The organism is Rudaea sp., from assembly GCF_057139185.1.
In genome coordinates, this window is record NZ_DBNHDN010000017.1 from 104,822 (window position 1) to 119,486 (window position 14,665).

The 14,665-nt window shown below is 65.6% G+C and carries 15 protein-coding genes and 1 riboswitch; of the genes, 7 read left to right on the forward strand and 8 right to left on the reverse strand.

The genetic code is table 11. From position 1 onward, the window contains the following. The first annotated feature begins 22 nt into the window (after window positions 1-22). Complete coding sequence (locus tag AC16HO_RS06910; protein ID WP_395643788.1) at window positions 23-2,065, forward strand: enterotoxin; 2,043 nt, start codon at window positions 23-25, stop codon at window positions 2,063-2,065. Then, a complete protein-coding gene (locus tag AC16HO_RS06915; protein WP_395643789.1) occupies window positions 2,062-3,918 on the forward strand; it encodes a glycoside hydrolase family 35 protein in 1,857 nt (618 codons plus the stop codon). The genes AC16HO_RS06910 and AC16HO_RS06915 overlap by 4 nt, the downstream gene beginning before the upstream one ends. Window positions 3,919-3,929: 11 nt before the next feature. Here the strand turns inward: AC16HO_RS06915 and AC16HO_RS06920 are convergent, their stop codons facing one another. The 8 genes from AC16HO_RS06920 to AC16HO_RS06955 all read right to left on the reverse strand — a co-directional run bounded on the left by AC16HO_RS06920 (window position 3,930) and on the right by AC16HO_RS06955 (window position 9,335). Continuing rightward, window positions 3,930-4,157, reverse strand: a complete 228-nt coding sequence (locus AC16HO_RS06920; RefSeq protein WP_395643790.1) for an STAS domain-containing protein — start codon at window positions 4,155-4,157, stop codon at window positions 3,930-3,932. Window positions 4,158-4,164: 7 nt separating this feature from the next. Continuing rightward, entirely contained in the window at window positions 4,165-4,803 is a 639-nt protein-coding gene (locus tag AC16HO_RS06925; protein ID WP_395643791.1) for an MlaC/ttg2D family ABC transporter substrate-binding protein, read from the reverse strand. A gap of 58 nt (window positions 4,804-4,861) precedes the next feature. Further along, window positions 4,862-5,371 (reverse strand): outer membrane lipid asymmetry maintenance protein MlaD, encoded by a 510-nt coding sequence (mlaD, locus tag AC16HO_RS06930; RefSeq protein WP_395643792.1) that lies wholly within the window; start codon window positions 5,369-5,371, stop codon window positions 4,862-4,864. 134 nt (window positions 5,372-5,505) lie between these two features. Further along, on the reverse strand, window positions 5,506-6,273 hold the full coding sequence (mlaE, locus tag AC16HO_RS06935; RefSeq protein ID WP_395643793.1) for a lipid asymmetry maintenance ABC transporter permease subunit MlaE: 768 nt from the start codon (window positions 6,271-6,273) through the stop codon (window positions 5,506-5,508). Next, the gene (locus tag AC16HO_RS06940; protein WP_395643794.1) at window positions 6,270-7,109 is read right to left on the reverse strand and encodes an ABC transporter ATP-binding protein; all 840 of its coding nucleotides are present in this window, start codon (window positions 7,107-7,109) and stop codon (window positions 6,270-6,272) included. The genes mlaE and AC16HO_RS06940 overlap by 4 nt, the downstream gene beginning before the upstream one ends. A 145-nt stretch (window positions 7,110-7,254) precedes the next feature. Next, window positions 7,255-7,830 (reverse strand): GDP-mannose pyrophosphatase NudK, encoded by a 576-nt coding sequence (gene nudK, locus AC16HO_RS06945; protein WP_395643795.1) that lies wholly within the window; start codon window positions 7,828-7,830, stop codon window positions 7,255-7,257. 7 nt (window positions 7,831-7,837) lie between these two features. Next, window positions 7,838-8,452: a guanylate kinase gene (gmk, locus tag AC16HO_RS06950; RefSeq protein ID WP_395643796.1), complete on the reverse strand. Its 615-nt coding sequence runs from the start codon at window positions 8,450-8,452 to the stop codon at window positions 7,838-7,840. Window positions 8,453-8,456: 4 nt separating this feature from the next. Continuing rightward, window positions 8,457-9,335, reverse strand: a complete 879-nt coding sequence (locus AC16HO_RS06955) for a YicC/YloC family endoribonuclease (protein ID WP_395643797.1) — start codon at window positions 9,333-9,335, stop codon at window positions 8,457-8,459. Between the two features lie 215 nt (window positions 9,336-9,550). Between AC16HO_RS06955 and rph the strand changes: the two genes are divergently transcribed. The 5 genes from rph (at window position 9,551) to AC16HO_RS06980 (ending at window position 14,586) form a co-directional block, all read left to right on the forward strand. Further along, complete coding sequence (gene rph / locus AC16HO_RS06960) at window positions 9,551-10,282, forward strand: ribonuclease PH (protein ID WP_395643798.1); 732 nt, start codon at window positions 9,551-9,553, stop codon at window positions 10,280-10,282. Continuing rightward, window positions 10,275-10,871: an RdgB/HAM1 family non-canonical purine NTP pyrophosphatase gene (gene rdgB, locus AC16HO_RS06965; protein WP_395643799.1), complete on the forward strand. Its 597-nt coding sequence runs from the start codon at window positions 10,275-10,277 to the stop codon at window positions 10,869-10,871. The genes rph and rdgB overlap by 8 nt, the downstream gene beginning before the upstream one ends. Then, window positions 10,868-12,040 (forward strand): radical SAM family heme chaperone HemW, encoded by a 1,173-nt coding sequence (hemW, locus tag AC16HO_RS06970; RefSeq protein WP_395643800.1) that lies wholly within the window; start codon window positions 10,868-10,870, stop codon window positions 12,038-12,040. The genes rdgB and hemW overlap by 4 nt, the downstream gene beginning before the upstream one ends. Continuing rightward, the gene (locus AC16HO_RS06975; protein WP_395643801.1) at window positions 12,037-12,237 is read left to right on the forward strand and encodes a CPXCG motif-containing cysteine-rich protein; all 201 of its coding nucleotides are present in this window, start codon (window positions 12,037-12,039) and stop codon (window positions 12,235-12,237) included. Before hemW ends, AC16HO_RS06975 begins: the two co-directional genes overlap by 4 nt. 178 nt (window positions 12,238-12,415) lie before the next feature. Beyond that, a riboswitch (cobalamin riboswitch) is annotated at window positions 12,416-12,614 on the forward strand. Window positions 12,615-12,744: 130 nt separating this feature from the next. Next, the gene (locus AC16HO_RS06980; protein ID WP_395643802.1) at window positions 12,745-14,586 is read left to right on the forward strand and encodes a TonB-dependent receptor domain-containing protein; all 1,842 of its coding nucleotides are present in this window, start codon (window positions 12,745-12,747) and stop codon (window positions 14,584-14,586) included. Window positions 14,587-14,665: the final 79 nt, after the last annotated feature.

Below are 14,665 nucleotides of genomic sequence, written 5' to 3' on the forward strand. Positions count from 1 at the left end.
GCACGGCGAAACAGGAAACCTCATGCCCACAACTCTTGATTCACTTCCGGCGGCGAAGCGCGGACTGGCCGTCGTCGCGGTTTCAATTGTGCTCGCCATCACCGCCGCAGCCAGCGCCTTCGCCGGCAGCGAAGCCACCGCCCCGGCAAACGCGGTGCTGACGTCAAGCAAGACCGAGGCCAGCCTGGGCAATGATGCGATCGCGGCGACATGGAAATTCGCCGACGGCCGCCTGATCGACCTGGTCGTCGCCGATCGGGCGGGCAACACGCCACTCAAGATCGCCGATCCGTTCACGCTGATTCTTGCCGACGGCAAGACGATCAAGGCGGCGGACATGAGTCTCGTCGACGAACTCGGCAAGCATGCCCTGACTGCCAACGCCAAGGCATCGCGCCTCGTCGAGCATTTCGGCGGCCAGGAGGCCAGGGCAGGTTTCCAGGACGCCGACGGCCGCTTCCGCGTCGACTGGCGGCTGATCCAACGCGACGGCTCCGCCTACCTGCGCGAGCTGGTCAGGATCACCGCGCTCAAGCAGGACGAGTCGATCGTGGAAGTACAGTTGCTGAAGTCCGACGACGTCCCCGGCGCCACCGTCTACGGCGACGTAAAAGGCTCGCCCATCGTATTCGGCCGTTACTATTTCGGGTTCGAGAATCCGCTGTCGGAAAGCGAAGTCCGCGGTATGCGTGCGCGCACGTTCATCAAGCGCGGCCTGCCGCTGCGCAAGGGCCAGTCCATCGATTATTCCGCCGTTGTCGGCGTGGCGCACGAGGGCCAACTGCGCCGCGACTTCGCAACCTACGTCGAACGCGAGCGCGCACATCCGTATCGTCCGTTCCTGCATTACAACTCGTGGTACGACGTCGGCTACTTCACGCCGTATACGCAGGAACAGGCGCTTGATCGCATCAAGGCGTTCGGCGAGGAGTTGAGCGTGAAACGCCACGTCAAGCTCGATTCGTTCCTGTTCGACGACGGCTGGGACGATCGCAGCGGCAGCTGGCATTTCAACGAGAAGGATTTCCCGCATGGCTTCGTGCCGCTCAAGGATGCCGCCGCGAAATACGGTGCCGCGCCCGGCGTCTGGCTGTCGCCCTGGGGCGGCTACAGCAAGCCGAAGGAGGAACGCGTGAAGAACGGCAAGGAAGCCGGCTATGAAATCATCGACAACGGACTCGCCCTGTCCGGGCCGAAGTACTACCAGCGCTTCCACGACGCCGTGATGGAGTTGCTTACGAAGGACGGCATCAACCAGTTCAAGTTCGACGGCACCGGCAACGCGGACAAGGTGTTCCCCGGCAGCCGCTTCGACAGCGACTTCGCCGCAGCGATCGAGTTGATCGGCGACATTCGCGCGGCCAGGCCAGACACCTTCATCAACCTCACCACCGGCACCTGGGCCTCGCCGTTCTGGCTGCGCTACGCCGATTCGATCTGGCGCGACGGCGAGGACGATGACCTCGCTGGCGTCGGCACGAACCGCGAGCGCTGGATCACCTACCGCGACGCGCAAACCTATCGCAACATCGTGCAGCGCGGACCACTGTTCCCGCTCAATTCGCTGATGCTCCACGGCATCATCTACGCGCAGATGAACAAGCGCCTGAACACCGACCCGGGTCACGACTTCGCCAACGAAGTGCACTCGTACTTCGCCAGCGGCACGCAGCTGCAGGAGCTGTACATCACGCCGTCGCTGCTGAGCGAGGCCGACTGGGACACGCTCGCCGAGGCTGCGCGCTGGTCGCGCGCAAACGCGGACGTGTTGCGCGACACGCACTGGATCGGCGGCGACCCGGGCCGCCTCGACGCCTACGGCTGGGCCGCGTGGACGCCGAACAAGGCGATCATCACCCTGCGCAACCCCGATGCGAAACCACAACTCGCCGTGATCGATCTGCAGCGCCAGCTCGAGCTGCCGGCGGGCAGCGCGCGGCGCTACGCCGCGAAACCCGTCTGGGGAGGCGCCGCGCCGACGACATTCGATGCCGACCATGCGGCGTCGTTGACGCTCAAGCCGTTCCAGGTCGTGACATTCGAACTGACCCCCGAGTCCCGATGACGAATTTGCGCGGACGTATACAGATCGGTGCGCTGCTCGGCGCACTGATCGCCGCCGGTGCCTTCGCGCAAGCGCCCGCGCCCAAGGCGAAGGGACTCGCCGTCGACCAGGGACATTTCGTGCTCGACGGCAAGCCCTTCCAGATCATCTCCGGCGAAATGCACTATCCGCGCATTCCACGCGAGTACTGGCGTTCACGCCTGAAGATGGCGCGCACGATGGGCCTCAATGCGGTCACCGCCTACGTGTTTTGGAATGTGCACGAACCTGCGCCGGGCAAATACGACTTCAGCGGCCAGAACGACGTTGCCGAGTTCATCCGCGCGGCGCAAGCCGAAGGCCTGTACGTGATCCTGCGGCCCGGCCCGTTCGTTTGCGCGGAATGGGAATTCGGCGGCTATCCCGCGTGGCTGCTCAAGGACCGCACGACTATCGTGCGCAGCCGCGATCCGAAATATCTCGAGCCGGCGACGCGCTGGCTGCACCGGCTCGGCGAAGAACTCGCACCGCTGCAATATGCGAACGGCGGGCCGATCATCGCCGTGCAGGTCGAGAACGAGTACGGCAGCTTCGACTCGGACCATGCCTACATGGAAGACGTGCGTCGCACGCTCATCGACGCGGGCTTTGGCCGCAGCATGCTCTATACGGCCGATGGCGCCGACCAGGTGCCGAACGGTTCGCTGCCCGACCTGCCCGTCGCGATCAATCTCGGCACCGGCGGCGCGAAGGAGGAATTCGCGAAGCTGCGCAAGCTGCGTCCGCAAGGCCCGTTCATGAGCGGCGAATACTGGGACGGCTGGTTCGATCACTGGGGCGAGCGGCACCACACGTCCAACGCGAAGGAAGAAGCCGACGACATCGCCTGGATGCTCGGCCGGGGTTACTCGCTGAGCCTGTACATGTTCCACGGCGGGACCAATTTCGGCTGGATGAACGGCGCGAACTCGGGCGGCAAGGGTCACTACGAGCCGACCGTGACCAGCTACGACTACGACGTCGGCCTCGACGAGTCGGGGCGACCCACAGCGAAATACTTCCTGTTCCGCGACACGATCGCCAAGGCAACCGGAACGAAGCCGGCGCCGGTGCCAGCGATCGCGCCACCGCAATCGCCGGGCAAGATCGCGCTGCCCGAATCCGCTTCGCTGTGGGACAACCTGCCCACACCGGTCGCCTCGCGCGAACCGAAGACGATGGAGGAACTCGACCAGGCCTACGGCTACATCCTCTATCGCACGACGTTGGCGAACGGCGCCGCCGGCGATCTCGTCCTCGACGGACTGCACGACTACGCGCGCATCTACGTCGACGGCAAATTCGCCGGCACGCTGGACCGTCGCCTCGGCGAATCGACGCTGGCAATCGCCGCGGGCAAGGGCAGCGTCCTCGACATCCTCGTCGAGAATGGCGGGCGCATCAATTTCACCAAGGCGATGCGTGGCGAGAGCAAAGGCTTGACCGGTTCGGTCACGCTGCACGGCGCGGCGCTGCACGACTGGAAGATCTATCCGTTGCCGCTCGACGATGTTGCGCGTTATCGCTACGCGGACAAGCCGTGCACCGCCGCGCCCTGTTTCTATCGCGGCCGCTTCGATGCGCCGAAATCCGGCGACGCCGCGGGCGATACTTTCCTCGACAGCGAGAGCTGGAACAAGGGTTTCGTCTGGCTCAACGGCAATCCGCTCGGCCGCCACTGGAACATCGGCCCGCAACGCACGTTGTACGTGCCGGGCGTGTGGCTGAAGCCGCGCGGCAACGTGGCGATCGTGCTCGATCTCGCCGGCGTGGCGCGGCCGGACGTGACCCTGCGCGACAAGCCGGTGCTCGACGCCAAAGCGGCATCAAATTGAGCTTGGCCGCGTCAAAGGCCGAGCAGGCCGTCGACGTCGGAAAGATGCGCCAGATTGCGCAGCGCTTGCGGGGCGTTGAGGCAATGCAATGTGCTGCCGCGCGCGCGCGCCTTCGCGGCCCAGGCGATCAGCACGGCCAGCGTCGCGCTGTCCACATCGGTCAGCCCGGACAAGTCCACGGTATCCGCCGCCGGCACGTCGCGCAGCGCGGTCGCGGCGTTGGCGAAGGTGATCCTCACGCGGCGCTCACTTCTTGATGCCTTCCGAGTCCATCGATTCGAGTGCCTTGGCGCCCTGGTTTTCCAGGCGCGAGGTCAGCGCATCGAGGCTGGACTTCTGGATTTCCTCGGCGACCTGGTTGCGGTAGTTGGTCACGTAGGAAATACCCTCGATGATCACGTCGTAGGCCTTCCAGTCGCCCTGCGTCGTCTTGCGGAATGCGTAGTCGACCGGCACGAGCTTGCCGTCGTCGAGCACGACCTGGGTGCGCACCAGCGTGCGTTTGTCGTTGAGCTCGCCCTGCTGCGGCAGCACGCGCACGCGGCCTTCGGTGTACTTGAGCAGGCCTTCGGCGTAGCGATGGGTGATCGAGTTGTACATCGCCCTGGCGAAGCGTGCGCGCTGTTCCGGTGTCGCCGTGCGCGCGTTCTGACCGAGCACGAGGATCGAGGCGTAGTCGATGTCGAAGTGCGGCAGCACGATCTGGTCGATGACCTTGATCAGGCCCTCACGATCCTTGGCCAGTTCTGCCCGGTGCTTGTCCATCGTCTTGCCAAGGTCGTCGACGAGACTCTGCACGACCTGGTTGGGCGCGGGCGAATCGGCGAATGCCGGAGCCGCCGTCGCCAGCGCGAAGATACTAAGCAGGGAATAGAGAATGCGCATACGTCACCTTGTTGAGTACTTCCGCGGGCACCCATGCATCCGCCCGCCGTCACCGGTTCTACGGTTTCGCCTGTGGCTTGGCGGCATCGTCGGGCTTGCCGGCGCCCGGCTTGTCGCCGCTGCCGACGAGGTACTTGCCGATCAACTCCTCGAGCTGCATCGAACTCTGGGTCAGGATCACTTCGTCGCCGTTCTTGAACATGTCCGGCGAGCCGCCAGGCTGGAGCGCAACATACTGGTCGCCCAATAAACCGCTGGTGAATATCGCCGCGGCCGAGTCGTCGGGAATTTTGCTGAAGCGCTTGTCGATCGACAGCGTCACGAGCGCATCGAGTTTGTCCGGCTCGAGCACGACGTCGGCGACCGAACCGATGCGCACGCCGGCGACCTTGACCGGTGCGCGCAGCTTGAGCTGGCCGACGTTGGTGAAGCGCGCCTTGAGATCGTAGCTGTCGCCCTGGCTGAAGTTCGCGACCGACGTGGTTTGCGTCGCGAGGTAGGCGAGCGCGGCGAAGCCGAGCAGGATGAATAGCCCGGTGCCGATCTGGAAGGATTGTCGTTGTGCCATTTTACGAATTTCCTGTAGATCAAAAGCGCTGCCACGAAGACACGAAGATCACGAAGAAAAACGAAAACAAGTAGTTCGCCTTGCCGTTCTTCGTGGCTTTTACTTCGTGTCTTCGTGGCTTTCTTTTACGAATCTCACATCAAAAATGCCGTCATTACGAAATCGAGCGCGAGGGTCGCGATCGAGGAGAACACCACGGTGCGCGTCGTCGCATAGGCCACGCCTTCGCTGGTCGGCGCGGTCGTGTAGCCTTGGAAGGTTGCGATCAGGGTGCACACCGCACCGAAGGCGACACTCTTCCACACGCCGTTGATCACGTCCTTCCACACGTCCACGCTCGAAGTCATGTTTGACCAGAACGTGCCGTTGTCGAGACCGAGCCAGCTCACCCCGACCAGATGCGCGCCGAAGATGCCGAGCGCGTTGAACACGCAGGCGAGCAGCGGCATCGCGATCACTCCGGCGATGAAGCGTGGCGCGACGACGTAGGCAAGCGGATCGACCGCCATCATTTCCATTGCCGAGATCTGGTCGGTCGCGCGCATCAGACCGATTTCGGCGGTGATCGAAGTGCCCGCGCGGCCGGCAAACAGCAGCGCGGTGACGACCGGGCCGAGCTCGCGGTACAACGACAGCGACACCACCGTGCCGAGCGCCGCCGTGCCACCGAAGATCGACAGCACATAGTAGAGCTGCAGGCCGAGCACCATGCCGACGAACAAGCCGCAGGTCATGATGATGGTCAGGCTCATCGCACCGACGAACCAGATCTGGCGGATCGTTTCCTTGATGTGGCGCAGGCTGCGCGGAACCGCAGCGAGGATCTGCAGCAGGAACAGGCCGCAGGCGCCGACCTGGGCGATGCCATCGACGAAATAGGGGGGTTTGCGCACCGCGCTCATGCCAACCCCAACTGCACGGCATAGTCCGGCGCCGGATACTGGAACGGCACCGGGCCGTCGGCCGCGCCGGTGAAGAATTGCCTGGTCCACGGCGTTTCGCCGCGCGCGAGCTCGTCTGGCGTGCCGTGCGCGGCGATCTTGCCGCCGGCGATCAGGAAGATGCTGTCCGCAATCAGGCGCACGGCGGCCAGCTCGTGCGCGACGAGGATGCTGGTGATGCCGAGTGAGTCGTTGAGCGTGCGGATCAGCTTCAATATCTGGTTCAGCGCGATCGGGTCGAGGCCGACGAACGGCTCGTCGTAGATGATCAGCATCGGGTCGCGCACGATTGCACGCGCGAGCGCGACGCGGCGCATCATGCCGCCCGACAGCTCGTGCGGCATCAGCTCGGCCGCGCCGCGCAGGCCGACCGCCTGCAGCTTGGTCAGCACGAGATTGCGCACGAGCACTTCGGGCAGATCGAGGTGCTGGCGCAGCGGAAACGCGACGTTCTCGAACACCGAGTAGTCGGTGAGCAGGGCCGAGTTCTGGAACAGGTAGCCGATTTTTTCACGCAGCGCGAACAACGCCGCGCGATCGAGCTTGACCACGTTCTGCCCGTCGACCCAGACCTCGCCCGCGTCCGGCGCGAGCTGGCCGGTGATGTGGCGCATCAACGTGGTCTTGCCGGTGCCGCTGGGGCCCATGACCGCGGTGATCCTGCCGCGCGGGATATCGAGATGGGTGTTGTCGAAGATCGTCTTGCCGTTGAGCACGGTCGACAGGCCGCGAACCTTGATCAACGGATCAGGGATCGGTTTGCTGTCGGCGGCGGGCGGTCGCGGTTCGGTGCTCATCTCAAACAAGAAAACGGCGCACGACGCGCCCGGGTGCGGCCACCTTACCGGAAGGCCGCGGGCAACGGAAGCGATGCAAGGAAACGGTTAAGCGCCTCGTCAGGCGGCGCAGCGCGGCGCCGGCACGACCTCCACGCGTCCGGACTCAGCGACCGAACAGATGCAGGGCCGCGTACTGCAACAACATGATCGTCTTGCCGTCTCGAATCGCGCCGCTGGAGATCGCGGCCAGCGCCGCGTCGAAACCCATCTCCACGACTTCGATGTCCTCGTCTTCGACACCGCCGCCGTCGCTCACGCGCTCGGCGGCCGAGTATTCGGCGACGAAGAAATGCAGAATCTCGGTCACCGATCCCGGCGACATGTACGCCTCGAACACCTTGCGCACTTCGCCGATCTCATAGCCGGTTTCCTCGCGCGTCTCGCGGCGAATGGCGTCCTCGGGCTTGTCTGCATCAAGCAGACCTGCGCAAGTCTCGACAAGCATGCCCGAGGCGTTGCCATTGACGTAGGTCGGCAGGCGGAACTGCCGCGTCAGCAGCACCGTGCGGCGCGGCAAGTCGTAGAGCAGAATCGTCGCGCCATTGCCACGGTCGTAGGCTTCGCGCGTGCGCTCGACCCAGCTGCCGTCGGGCTTGCGCATGCGGTAATGAACCTTGCGCAGCACGTACCAGTTGTCGGAAAGGACTTCGGTCTTGACGATGTCGATGTCGGGATTCACGCGCGAATCAATCCTTGAGCAGGTCGGTGAGCAACGCGGCGCAATGCTCGCGCTGGCTCGCCGCACGCAGCTGCCGCGCCGTCACGATCGAACGCAGGTCGGACAACGCGGTGGCGAAATCGTCGTTGACCACGATGTAGTCGAACTCGACCGCATGCGCGATGTCCTCGCGCGAATCGGCGAGGCGGCGGCGGATCGTCGCCTCCGAGTCCTGCGCGCGCGAGCGCAGGCGACGTTCGAGTTCGACGCGCGACGGCGGCAGGATGAAGATGCTCACCGTGTCCCGCATCTGCGCACGCACCTGGCGCGCGCCCTGCCAGTCGATTTCGAGCAGCACGTCCTTGCCCTGGGCGAGCGTGCGCTCGACCGCCGTGCGTGAGGTGCCCTTGAGGTCGCCGTGCACGACCGCGTGCTCGAAGAACTCGCCGCGCTTGACCATCTCCTCGAACACGCCGCGCGACACGAAGTGGTAGTGCACGCCGTCGACTTCGCCGGGCCGCGGCAGGCGCGAGGTGTACGACACCGACAGGACGATATTCGGCTCGCGCTCGAGCAGCGCGCGGGTAAGGCTGGTTTTGCCGCCGCCCGAGGGCGCGGCGACGATGTAGAGGGTTCCCGGCATCGGCCTATTCTATATTCTGCACCTGTTCGCGCATCTGCTCGATCAGTACTTTCAGATCGATCGCCGCTTGCGTGGTGCGTTGGTCGACCGACTTGGAGCCGAGCGTGTTCGCCTCGCGGTTGAATTCCTGCATGAGGAAGTCCAGCCGTCGGCCAGCCGGATCGGGAGCAGCCAAAATGCGGCGCGCCTCGGCGATGTGCGCGGTCAGGCGGTCGAGTTCCTCGTCCACATCGATGCGCGAGAGTTGCAGCACGAGTTCCTGTTCGAGCCGGCTGTTGTCGGCGCGCAGCGAATCGACCGACTGCGTGATTTCGGCGAGCCGCGCTTCGAGACGCGCGCGCAGCGCGCGGCGGATGTCCGGCAGCCAGCCGCGCACGTCGGCGACGAGGCGCGCGATGCCGTCGAGGCGCTCGCGCAGGAAGCCGCCGAGGCGCTCGCCCTCGCGCGCGCGCGTGGCGACCATGTCGGCCAACGCGCGATCGAGCAGGTCGAGCGCGGCGTGACGCAGTCCTTCCTGATCGACTTCCTCGCGCTTGAGCACGCCGGGCCAGGCGAGCAGGCTGGCGAAATCCACGTTGAGCTTGGGAAAGCGCTCGGCGAACAGCGCGGCGGTGACTTCGAGTTTGTCGAGCACGGCGTCGTCGAGGCGGATCTCGCTCGATGCCGCATCGCTGGCGCGGAAACGCAGACTCAGGTCGACCTTGCCGCGCGTGAGCCGGGCCGCCACGCGTTCGCGCAGCGCCGGCTCGATCGCGCGCAATTCGTCGGGCAGGCGCAGGCCGAGTTCGAGGTAGCGGTGGTTCACCGAGCGCAACTCGAAGCCCAACGCGCCCCAGGGCGTGTCGGCGTCGGCGCTGGCGAAGGCGGTCATGCTGCGGATCATGGGCGGTGTCGCCGTGGAATTCGGAGGCGAAGTATAGCGGGACGCGGTTTCGGAATTCGAAAGCTCGCCATTCCGGCGACAGGCGAAGCGTGAACAGCGGAGCTGGCCCGAAGGGCGAGCGCGCAGCGCGAGTGAAGCCGCAATGGCGGCCCTGCTCTTTTTCCTTGCTGCGAATCCCGCCTGCTAAACTTCCCGTCTGCAAACGGAGCCCACGCATGTCCCCACTTTCCCGCCCCAGCGGCCGCGCCGCCAACCAATTGCGCGCGGTCACGATCGAGCGCCGCTACACCCGCCACGCCGAAGGCTCGGTGCTGATCGCATTCGGCGACACGCGCGTGCTGTGCACCGCCAGCGTCGAGGAAAAAGTGCCGCCGTTCCTGCGCGGCAAGGGCGAGGGCTGGGTCACCGCCGAATACGGCATGCTGCCGCGCGCGACCAAGGAGCGCACCCAACGCGAAGCCGCGCGCGGCGGCCAGGGCGGTCGCACGATGGAGATCCAGCGCCTGATCGGCCGCAGCCTGCGCGCCTGCGTCGATCGCGCCGCGCTCGGCGAGCGCACGATCACGCTCGACTGCGATGTGTTGCAGGCCGACGGCGGCACACGCACCGCGGCGATCACCGGCGCCTACGTCGCGCTCGTCGATGCGGTGGATGCGCTGACCAAGCGCGGGATGCTGAAGAAGAAACCGATCCTCGGCGCAGTCGCGGCGATTTCGGTCGGCGTCTACCGCGGCGTGCCCGTGCTCGACCTCGACTACCCCGAGGATTCCGACTGCGACACCGACATGAACGTCGTCATGAACGACGGCGGCGGCTTCATCGAACTGCAAGGCACGGCCGAAGGCCACGCGTTCCGCCGCGACGAGCTCGACGCGCTGCTCGGTCTTGCGCAAAAGGGCATCGGCGAATTGCTGGCGCACCAGCGCGAGGCTCTTGCGCGTGCGTAGGATCGTCCTCGCCAGCAGCAACCCCGGCAAGCTCGCCGAGATTCGCGAGGTGCTCGCCGGCAGCGGCATCGAACTCGTCGCGCAGAGCGAATTCGGCATTGGCGACGCCGAGGAAACCGGCGCGACCTTCGTCGAAAACGCGCTGCTCAAGGCGCGGCATGCCGCGCGCGCATCCGGCCTGCCCGCGCTCGCCGATGATTCCGGCATCTGCGTCGACACACTCGACGGCGCGCCGGGCCTGTACTCGGCGCGCTACGCAGGCAGGCACGGCGACAACGCCGCGAACAACGCCAAGCTGCTCGATGTGCTGCGCGATGTACCGGACGAACAACGCGGCGCGCATTTCCACTGCACCCTGGTGCTGCTTCGTAACGCGGACGATCCCGCGCCGCTGATCGCCGAAGGCCTCTGGCGCGGCCACATCCTGCGCGCGCCGCAAGGCGACAAGGGCTTCGGCTACGACCCGGTGTTCTCCAGCGCAGAGCACGGCCCCGCGGGCGAACTTGACGCGGCGACCAAGAATCGCGTCAGCCACCGCGGACTCGCGCTGGCGCGCCTGCGCGAGTTGCTCCACGCAGAAACGCGATGACGCTGCCACCACTGTCGCTGTACATCCACATCCCGTGGTGCGTGAAGAAGTGCCCGTACTGCGATTTCAACTCGCACAATGCACCCGATTCACTGCCGCAGCGCGAATACGTCGAGGCGCTGCTCGCCGATCTCGATCGCGATCTGCCGCTGGCGCAGGGCCGGCCGCTGCGCAGCATCTTCTTCGGCGGTGGCACGCCGAGCTTGTTTTCGCCGGACAATATCGGCCGCATTCTCGACGGCGTGAATGCGCGGCTCGCGTTTGCGCCAGGTATCGAGATCACGATGGAGACCAACCCCGGCACGGTCGAGCACGGTGATTTCGCCGCGTATCGCCGCGCCGGCGTCAATCGCCTCAGTTTCGGCGTACAGAGTTTCGACGACGCGGCGTTGCAGCGCATCGGCCGTATCCACGACGCGCGGCAAGCCGAACGCGCGATCAAGCGCGCGCAGGACGACGGCCTCGACAATCTCAATCTCGATTTGATGTACGCGCTGCCGCAGCAGACGCTGGACGGCGCGCTGGCCGATATCGAGCGCGCGATTGCATTCGGCACGCCGCACCTGTCGCACTATCAGCTCACGCTGGAGCCGAACACCGCTTTCGCCGCGAATCCGCCGCCGCTGCCCGACGAGGACTGCGCCTGGGATATGCAGGAAGCCTGTCAGACGCGCATCGCCGCCGCGGGTTTCGGCCACTACGAAGTCTCGGCCTACGCAAAGCCGGGACGCGAAAGCGCGCACAATCTCAACTATTGGCATTTCGGCGACTATCTCGGCATCGGCGCGGGCGCGCACGGCAAGTATTCGAGCATCGATGAAGTCGGCGCGCTGCAGGCGCGGCGGCGCTGGAAGGTGCGTGCACCGCGCGGCTATCTCGAACATGCGAAGTCGGAGCGCGTGATCGGCGGCGACGACGCGGTGGCGCACGATCAGTTGGCGTTCGAGTTCATGCTCAACGGCCTGCGCCTGAGCGGCGGTATTCCGCTCGCGGATTTCCACGCAACCACCGGGCTGGGCCTTGACGCCATCCAGCCACAACTGAACGAAGCGACCCGGCGCGGCTGGCTCGCCATCGAAAACGCGATGCTGCGACCGACCGAATCGGGCCAGCGTTTCCTCAACGACCTGATCACGCTGTTCCTGCCGGACAAAGGCCGCCAAGCATGAGCGACATGGCGCTCGAATTCGTGCGCATCGATTGTCCGTATTGCGGCGAGAGTTTCGAGACGCAGGTCGACCTGTCCGCCGGCTCGCAAAGCTACGTCGAGGATTGCGCGGTGTGCTGCAGGCCGATCGAGATCGCGCTGCGCGTGAGCGAAGAAGGCGAGCTGCTTGGCGTCGAAACACGCACCGATCGGGAGTAGATTTTCCTTCCCTGCTGCCGCCGGGAGAAGGTGGCGCTACGGCGCCGCGTGAGGGAAAGACGCCGGTTCTTCTGCGACATCATGAAGGAACGCAACGCCCTCCCCTCATCCGCCCTTCGGGCGCCTTCTGCCGGCGGGAGAAGGGAAGCAAGCGCTTGCCTCAACCCAGCCCCGCCCCTACACTGCGCGCCTCGCAGGTGCCCGGACGAGCAAATCCGGGTGAAACGGGAAGCTGGTGCAAATCCAGCGCTGCCCCCGCAACGGTAAGCAAGTTCGAGTTCGATCACACGCCACTGTGCATGCACGGGAAGGCGATCGGACCTGGCGTCGAGACGCCGCTTGCAAGCCCGGAGACCGGCCTGCGTCGGGGATCGCACTGCGATCCCGCAGCTTGCGGTGTTGCGGCGGGCAACGGACGGGCGTATCGCGCGTCGTCCGCACGCCGCTACTCCTCTCCGGAATCCTCCCATGCCGCGTCTTTCAGCGGGTGTGCTTCCGGAGTATAAAATGCCGCAAAAATCCATTCTGTTTCTTGCCGTCGGCGCCGCGCTATGCGGTTCCGTCCTTTTTGCTTCCGTCGCGCAGGCACAGGAAGCGCAGTTGCAGCCCACGATCGAAGTCACCGCCTCGCGCGTCGCGCAGACGGTCGACGCGAGCCTCGCCAGCGTTTCGATCATCACCCGCGCCGACATCGAAAAAACCAATGCGCCCGACCTCATCGAAGTGCTGCGCCTGCAGGCCGGCGTCGACGTCGCGCGTCTCGGCGGGGCGGGCACGCAGACCAGCGTGTTCCTGCGCGGCACCAATTCCAATCACGTGCTCGTGCTGGTCGATGGTGTGCGCGTGGCCTCGGCCAACACCGGCGCGTTCGCGTTCGAGAATCTGCCGCTGGATGCGGTCGAGCGCATCGAGATCGTGCGCGGCCCGCGCGCGAGCTACTGGGGTTCGGATGCGGTCGGCGGCGTGATCCAGATCTTCACGCGCAGGCTCGACGGCGCGCATCTCGCCGCGAGCGCCGGCAGCTACGGCAGCGCCGACGGCAGCGTCGGCTATGGCATGCAGACGGATACGTGGGGCGTTTCGGCGCAGGCCGGCGGTCGCCATGTCGATGGATTTTCCGCCTCCAACGCCCTCTCCGGCCCGTATGTCTACAACCCCGACGACAACCCGATGCAGAACCACAATCAGGTCGCGCAGGCCTGGACCAGGCTCGGCACGCAAACCTTGTCGGCCAGCGCGTTGCGCAGCGTCGGCACGCAGAGTTTCGACAACGGTGATTTTGGACCCGGCATTTCGCACACGCTCGATCAGGCCATCGGCATGAACCTCGAAGGCGCGATCAGGTCCGACTGGCAGCATCGGCTGTCCATCGGCACGACGCGCACCAACATCGACACACCCGCGTTCGGCTCCGCGTATCGCTCCACGCGCGAGCAACTGTCGTGGACCAACGATGTCGCCATCGCCGCGAACCAGCACCTCATCGCCGGCATCGACTACGTGCACGACCGCGGCCGCAGCCTCGACGCCTACGCGGGCACGCAGTACGACAAGACGCGCGACAACACCGGCGTCTTCGCCGGCTGGCGCGCGCAGGCCGACGCGCTCGACGGCGAAGTCTCGGGTCGCTACGACCACAACAGCGATTTCGGCGGCGAATTTTCCGGCTCGATCGCCGGCGGCTATCAACTCACCGACGGTCTGCGCTTCGTGGCCAGCTACGGCACCGCATTCAGCGCGCCGACGCTGAGCCAGCTCTACTCGCCGGGCTACGGCGGTTATTACGCCGGCAACCCATTGCTCGACCCGGAGCGTTCGCGCACGGGCGAGGTCGGCCTCGAGTGGAAGATCGACAGCGCCAATCGCCTCGACGCGCGCGCCTTCACCACACGCGTGCGCGACCTGATCGACTTCTCGGGCGGCGCGATGTTCCAGGCAATCAACATCAATCACGCCGCGATCGATGGCCTGGAGCTGACCCACAGCCTGCATGCCGGCGCCTATTCGTGGACGAACACGCTGACCCTGCAGGATCCGCGCAACGAGGACACCGACACGCAATTGCTGCGCCGGCCCAGGCGGAAATTTTCGAGCGTGTTCGACGCGCAGTTGAACGATGCAGTCAGCGCCGGCGCGGAGGTCGTCTATGCCGGCCGCGCGAACGACTTCGGCGGCAAGCTCGGCGCGTATGCGATTGTCAACTTGCGTGCGAGCTACGTGATCAATCCGCAATGGCGCCTCGGCGCGCGTCTGGAAAACCTCGGCGACCGGAGCTACCAACTCGCCTACGGCTACAACACGCCGGGGCGCTCGGGATATCTCACCGTGAGCTGGTCGCCGGGAAAGTAATCTTGCCTTTTCCCGACGGGAGACACTTCGGCAGGATTGCCGAAGTGCACGGCGGAGCCGCCCGCAGGATGAGGGCCAT

Excerpts from the sequence above, each read along its gene's own strand:
- AC16HO_RS06910 (WP_395643788.1), top strand. The coding sequence starts at position 23 with ATGCCCACAACTCTTGATTCACTTCCGGCGGCGAAGCGCGGACTGGCC.
- AC16HO_RS06915 (WP_395643789.1), top strand. The coding sequence starts at position 2,062 with ATGACGAATTTGCGCGGACGTATACAGATCGGTGCGCTGCTCGGCGCA.
- AC16HO_RS06925 (WP_395643791.1), bottom strand. The coding sequence starts at position 4,803 with ATGCGCATTCTCTATTCCCTGCTTAGTATCTTCGCGCTGGCGACGGCG.
- mlaD (WP_395643792.1), bottom strand. The coding sequence starts at position 5,371 with ATGGCACAACGACAATCCTTCCAGATCGGCACCGGGCTATTCATCCTG.
- mlaE (WP_395643793.1), bottom strand. The coding sequence starts at position 6,273 with ATGAGCGCGGTGCGCAAACCCCCCTATTTCGTCGATGGCATCGCCCAG.
- AC16HO_RS06940 (WP_395643794.1), bottom strand. The coding sequence starts at position 7,109 with ATGAGCACCGAACCGCGACCGCCCGCCGCCGACAGCAAACCGATCCCT.
- gmk (WP_395643796.1), bottom strand. The coding sequence starts at position 8,452 with ATGCCGGGAACCCTCTACATCGTCGCCGCGCCCTCGGGCGGCGGCAAA.
- AC16HO_RS06955 (WP_395643797.1), bottom strand. The coding sequence starts at position 9,335 with ATGATCCGCAGCATGACCGCCTTCGCCAGCGCCGACGCCGACACGCCC.
- rph (WP_395643798.1), top strand. The coding sequence starts at position 9,551 with ATGTCCCCACTTTCCCGCCCCAGCGGCCGCGCCGCCAACCAATTGCGC.
- hemW (WP_395643800.1), top strand. The coding sequence starts at position 10,868 with ATGACGCTGCCACCACTGTCGCTGTACATCCACATCCCGTGGTGCGTG.
- AC16HO_RS06975 (WP_395643801.1), top strand. The coding sequence starts at position 12,037 with ATGAGCGACATGGCGCTCGAATTCGTGCGCATCGATTGTCCGTATTGC.
- AC16HO_RS06980 (WP_395643802.1), top strand. The coding sequence starts at position 12,745 with ATGCCGCAAAAATCCATTCTGTTTCTTGCCGTCGGCGCCGCGCTATGC.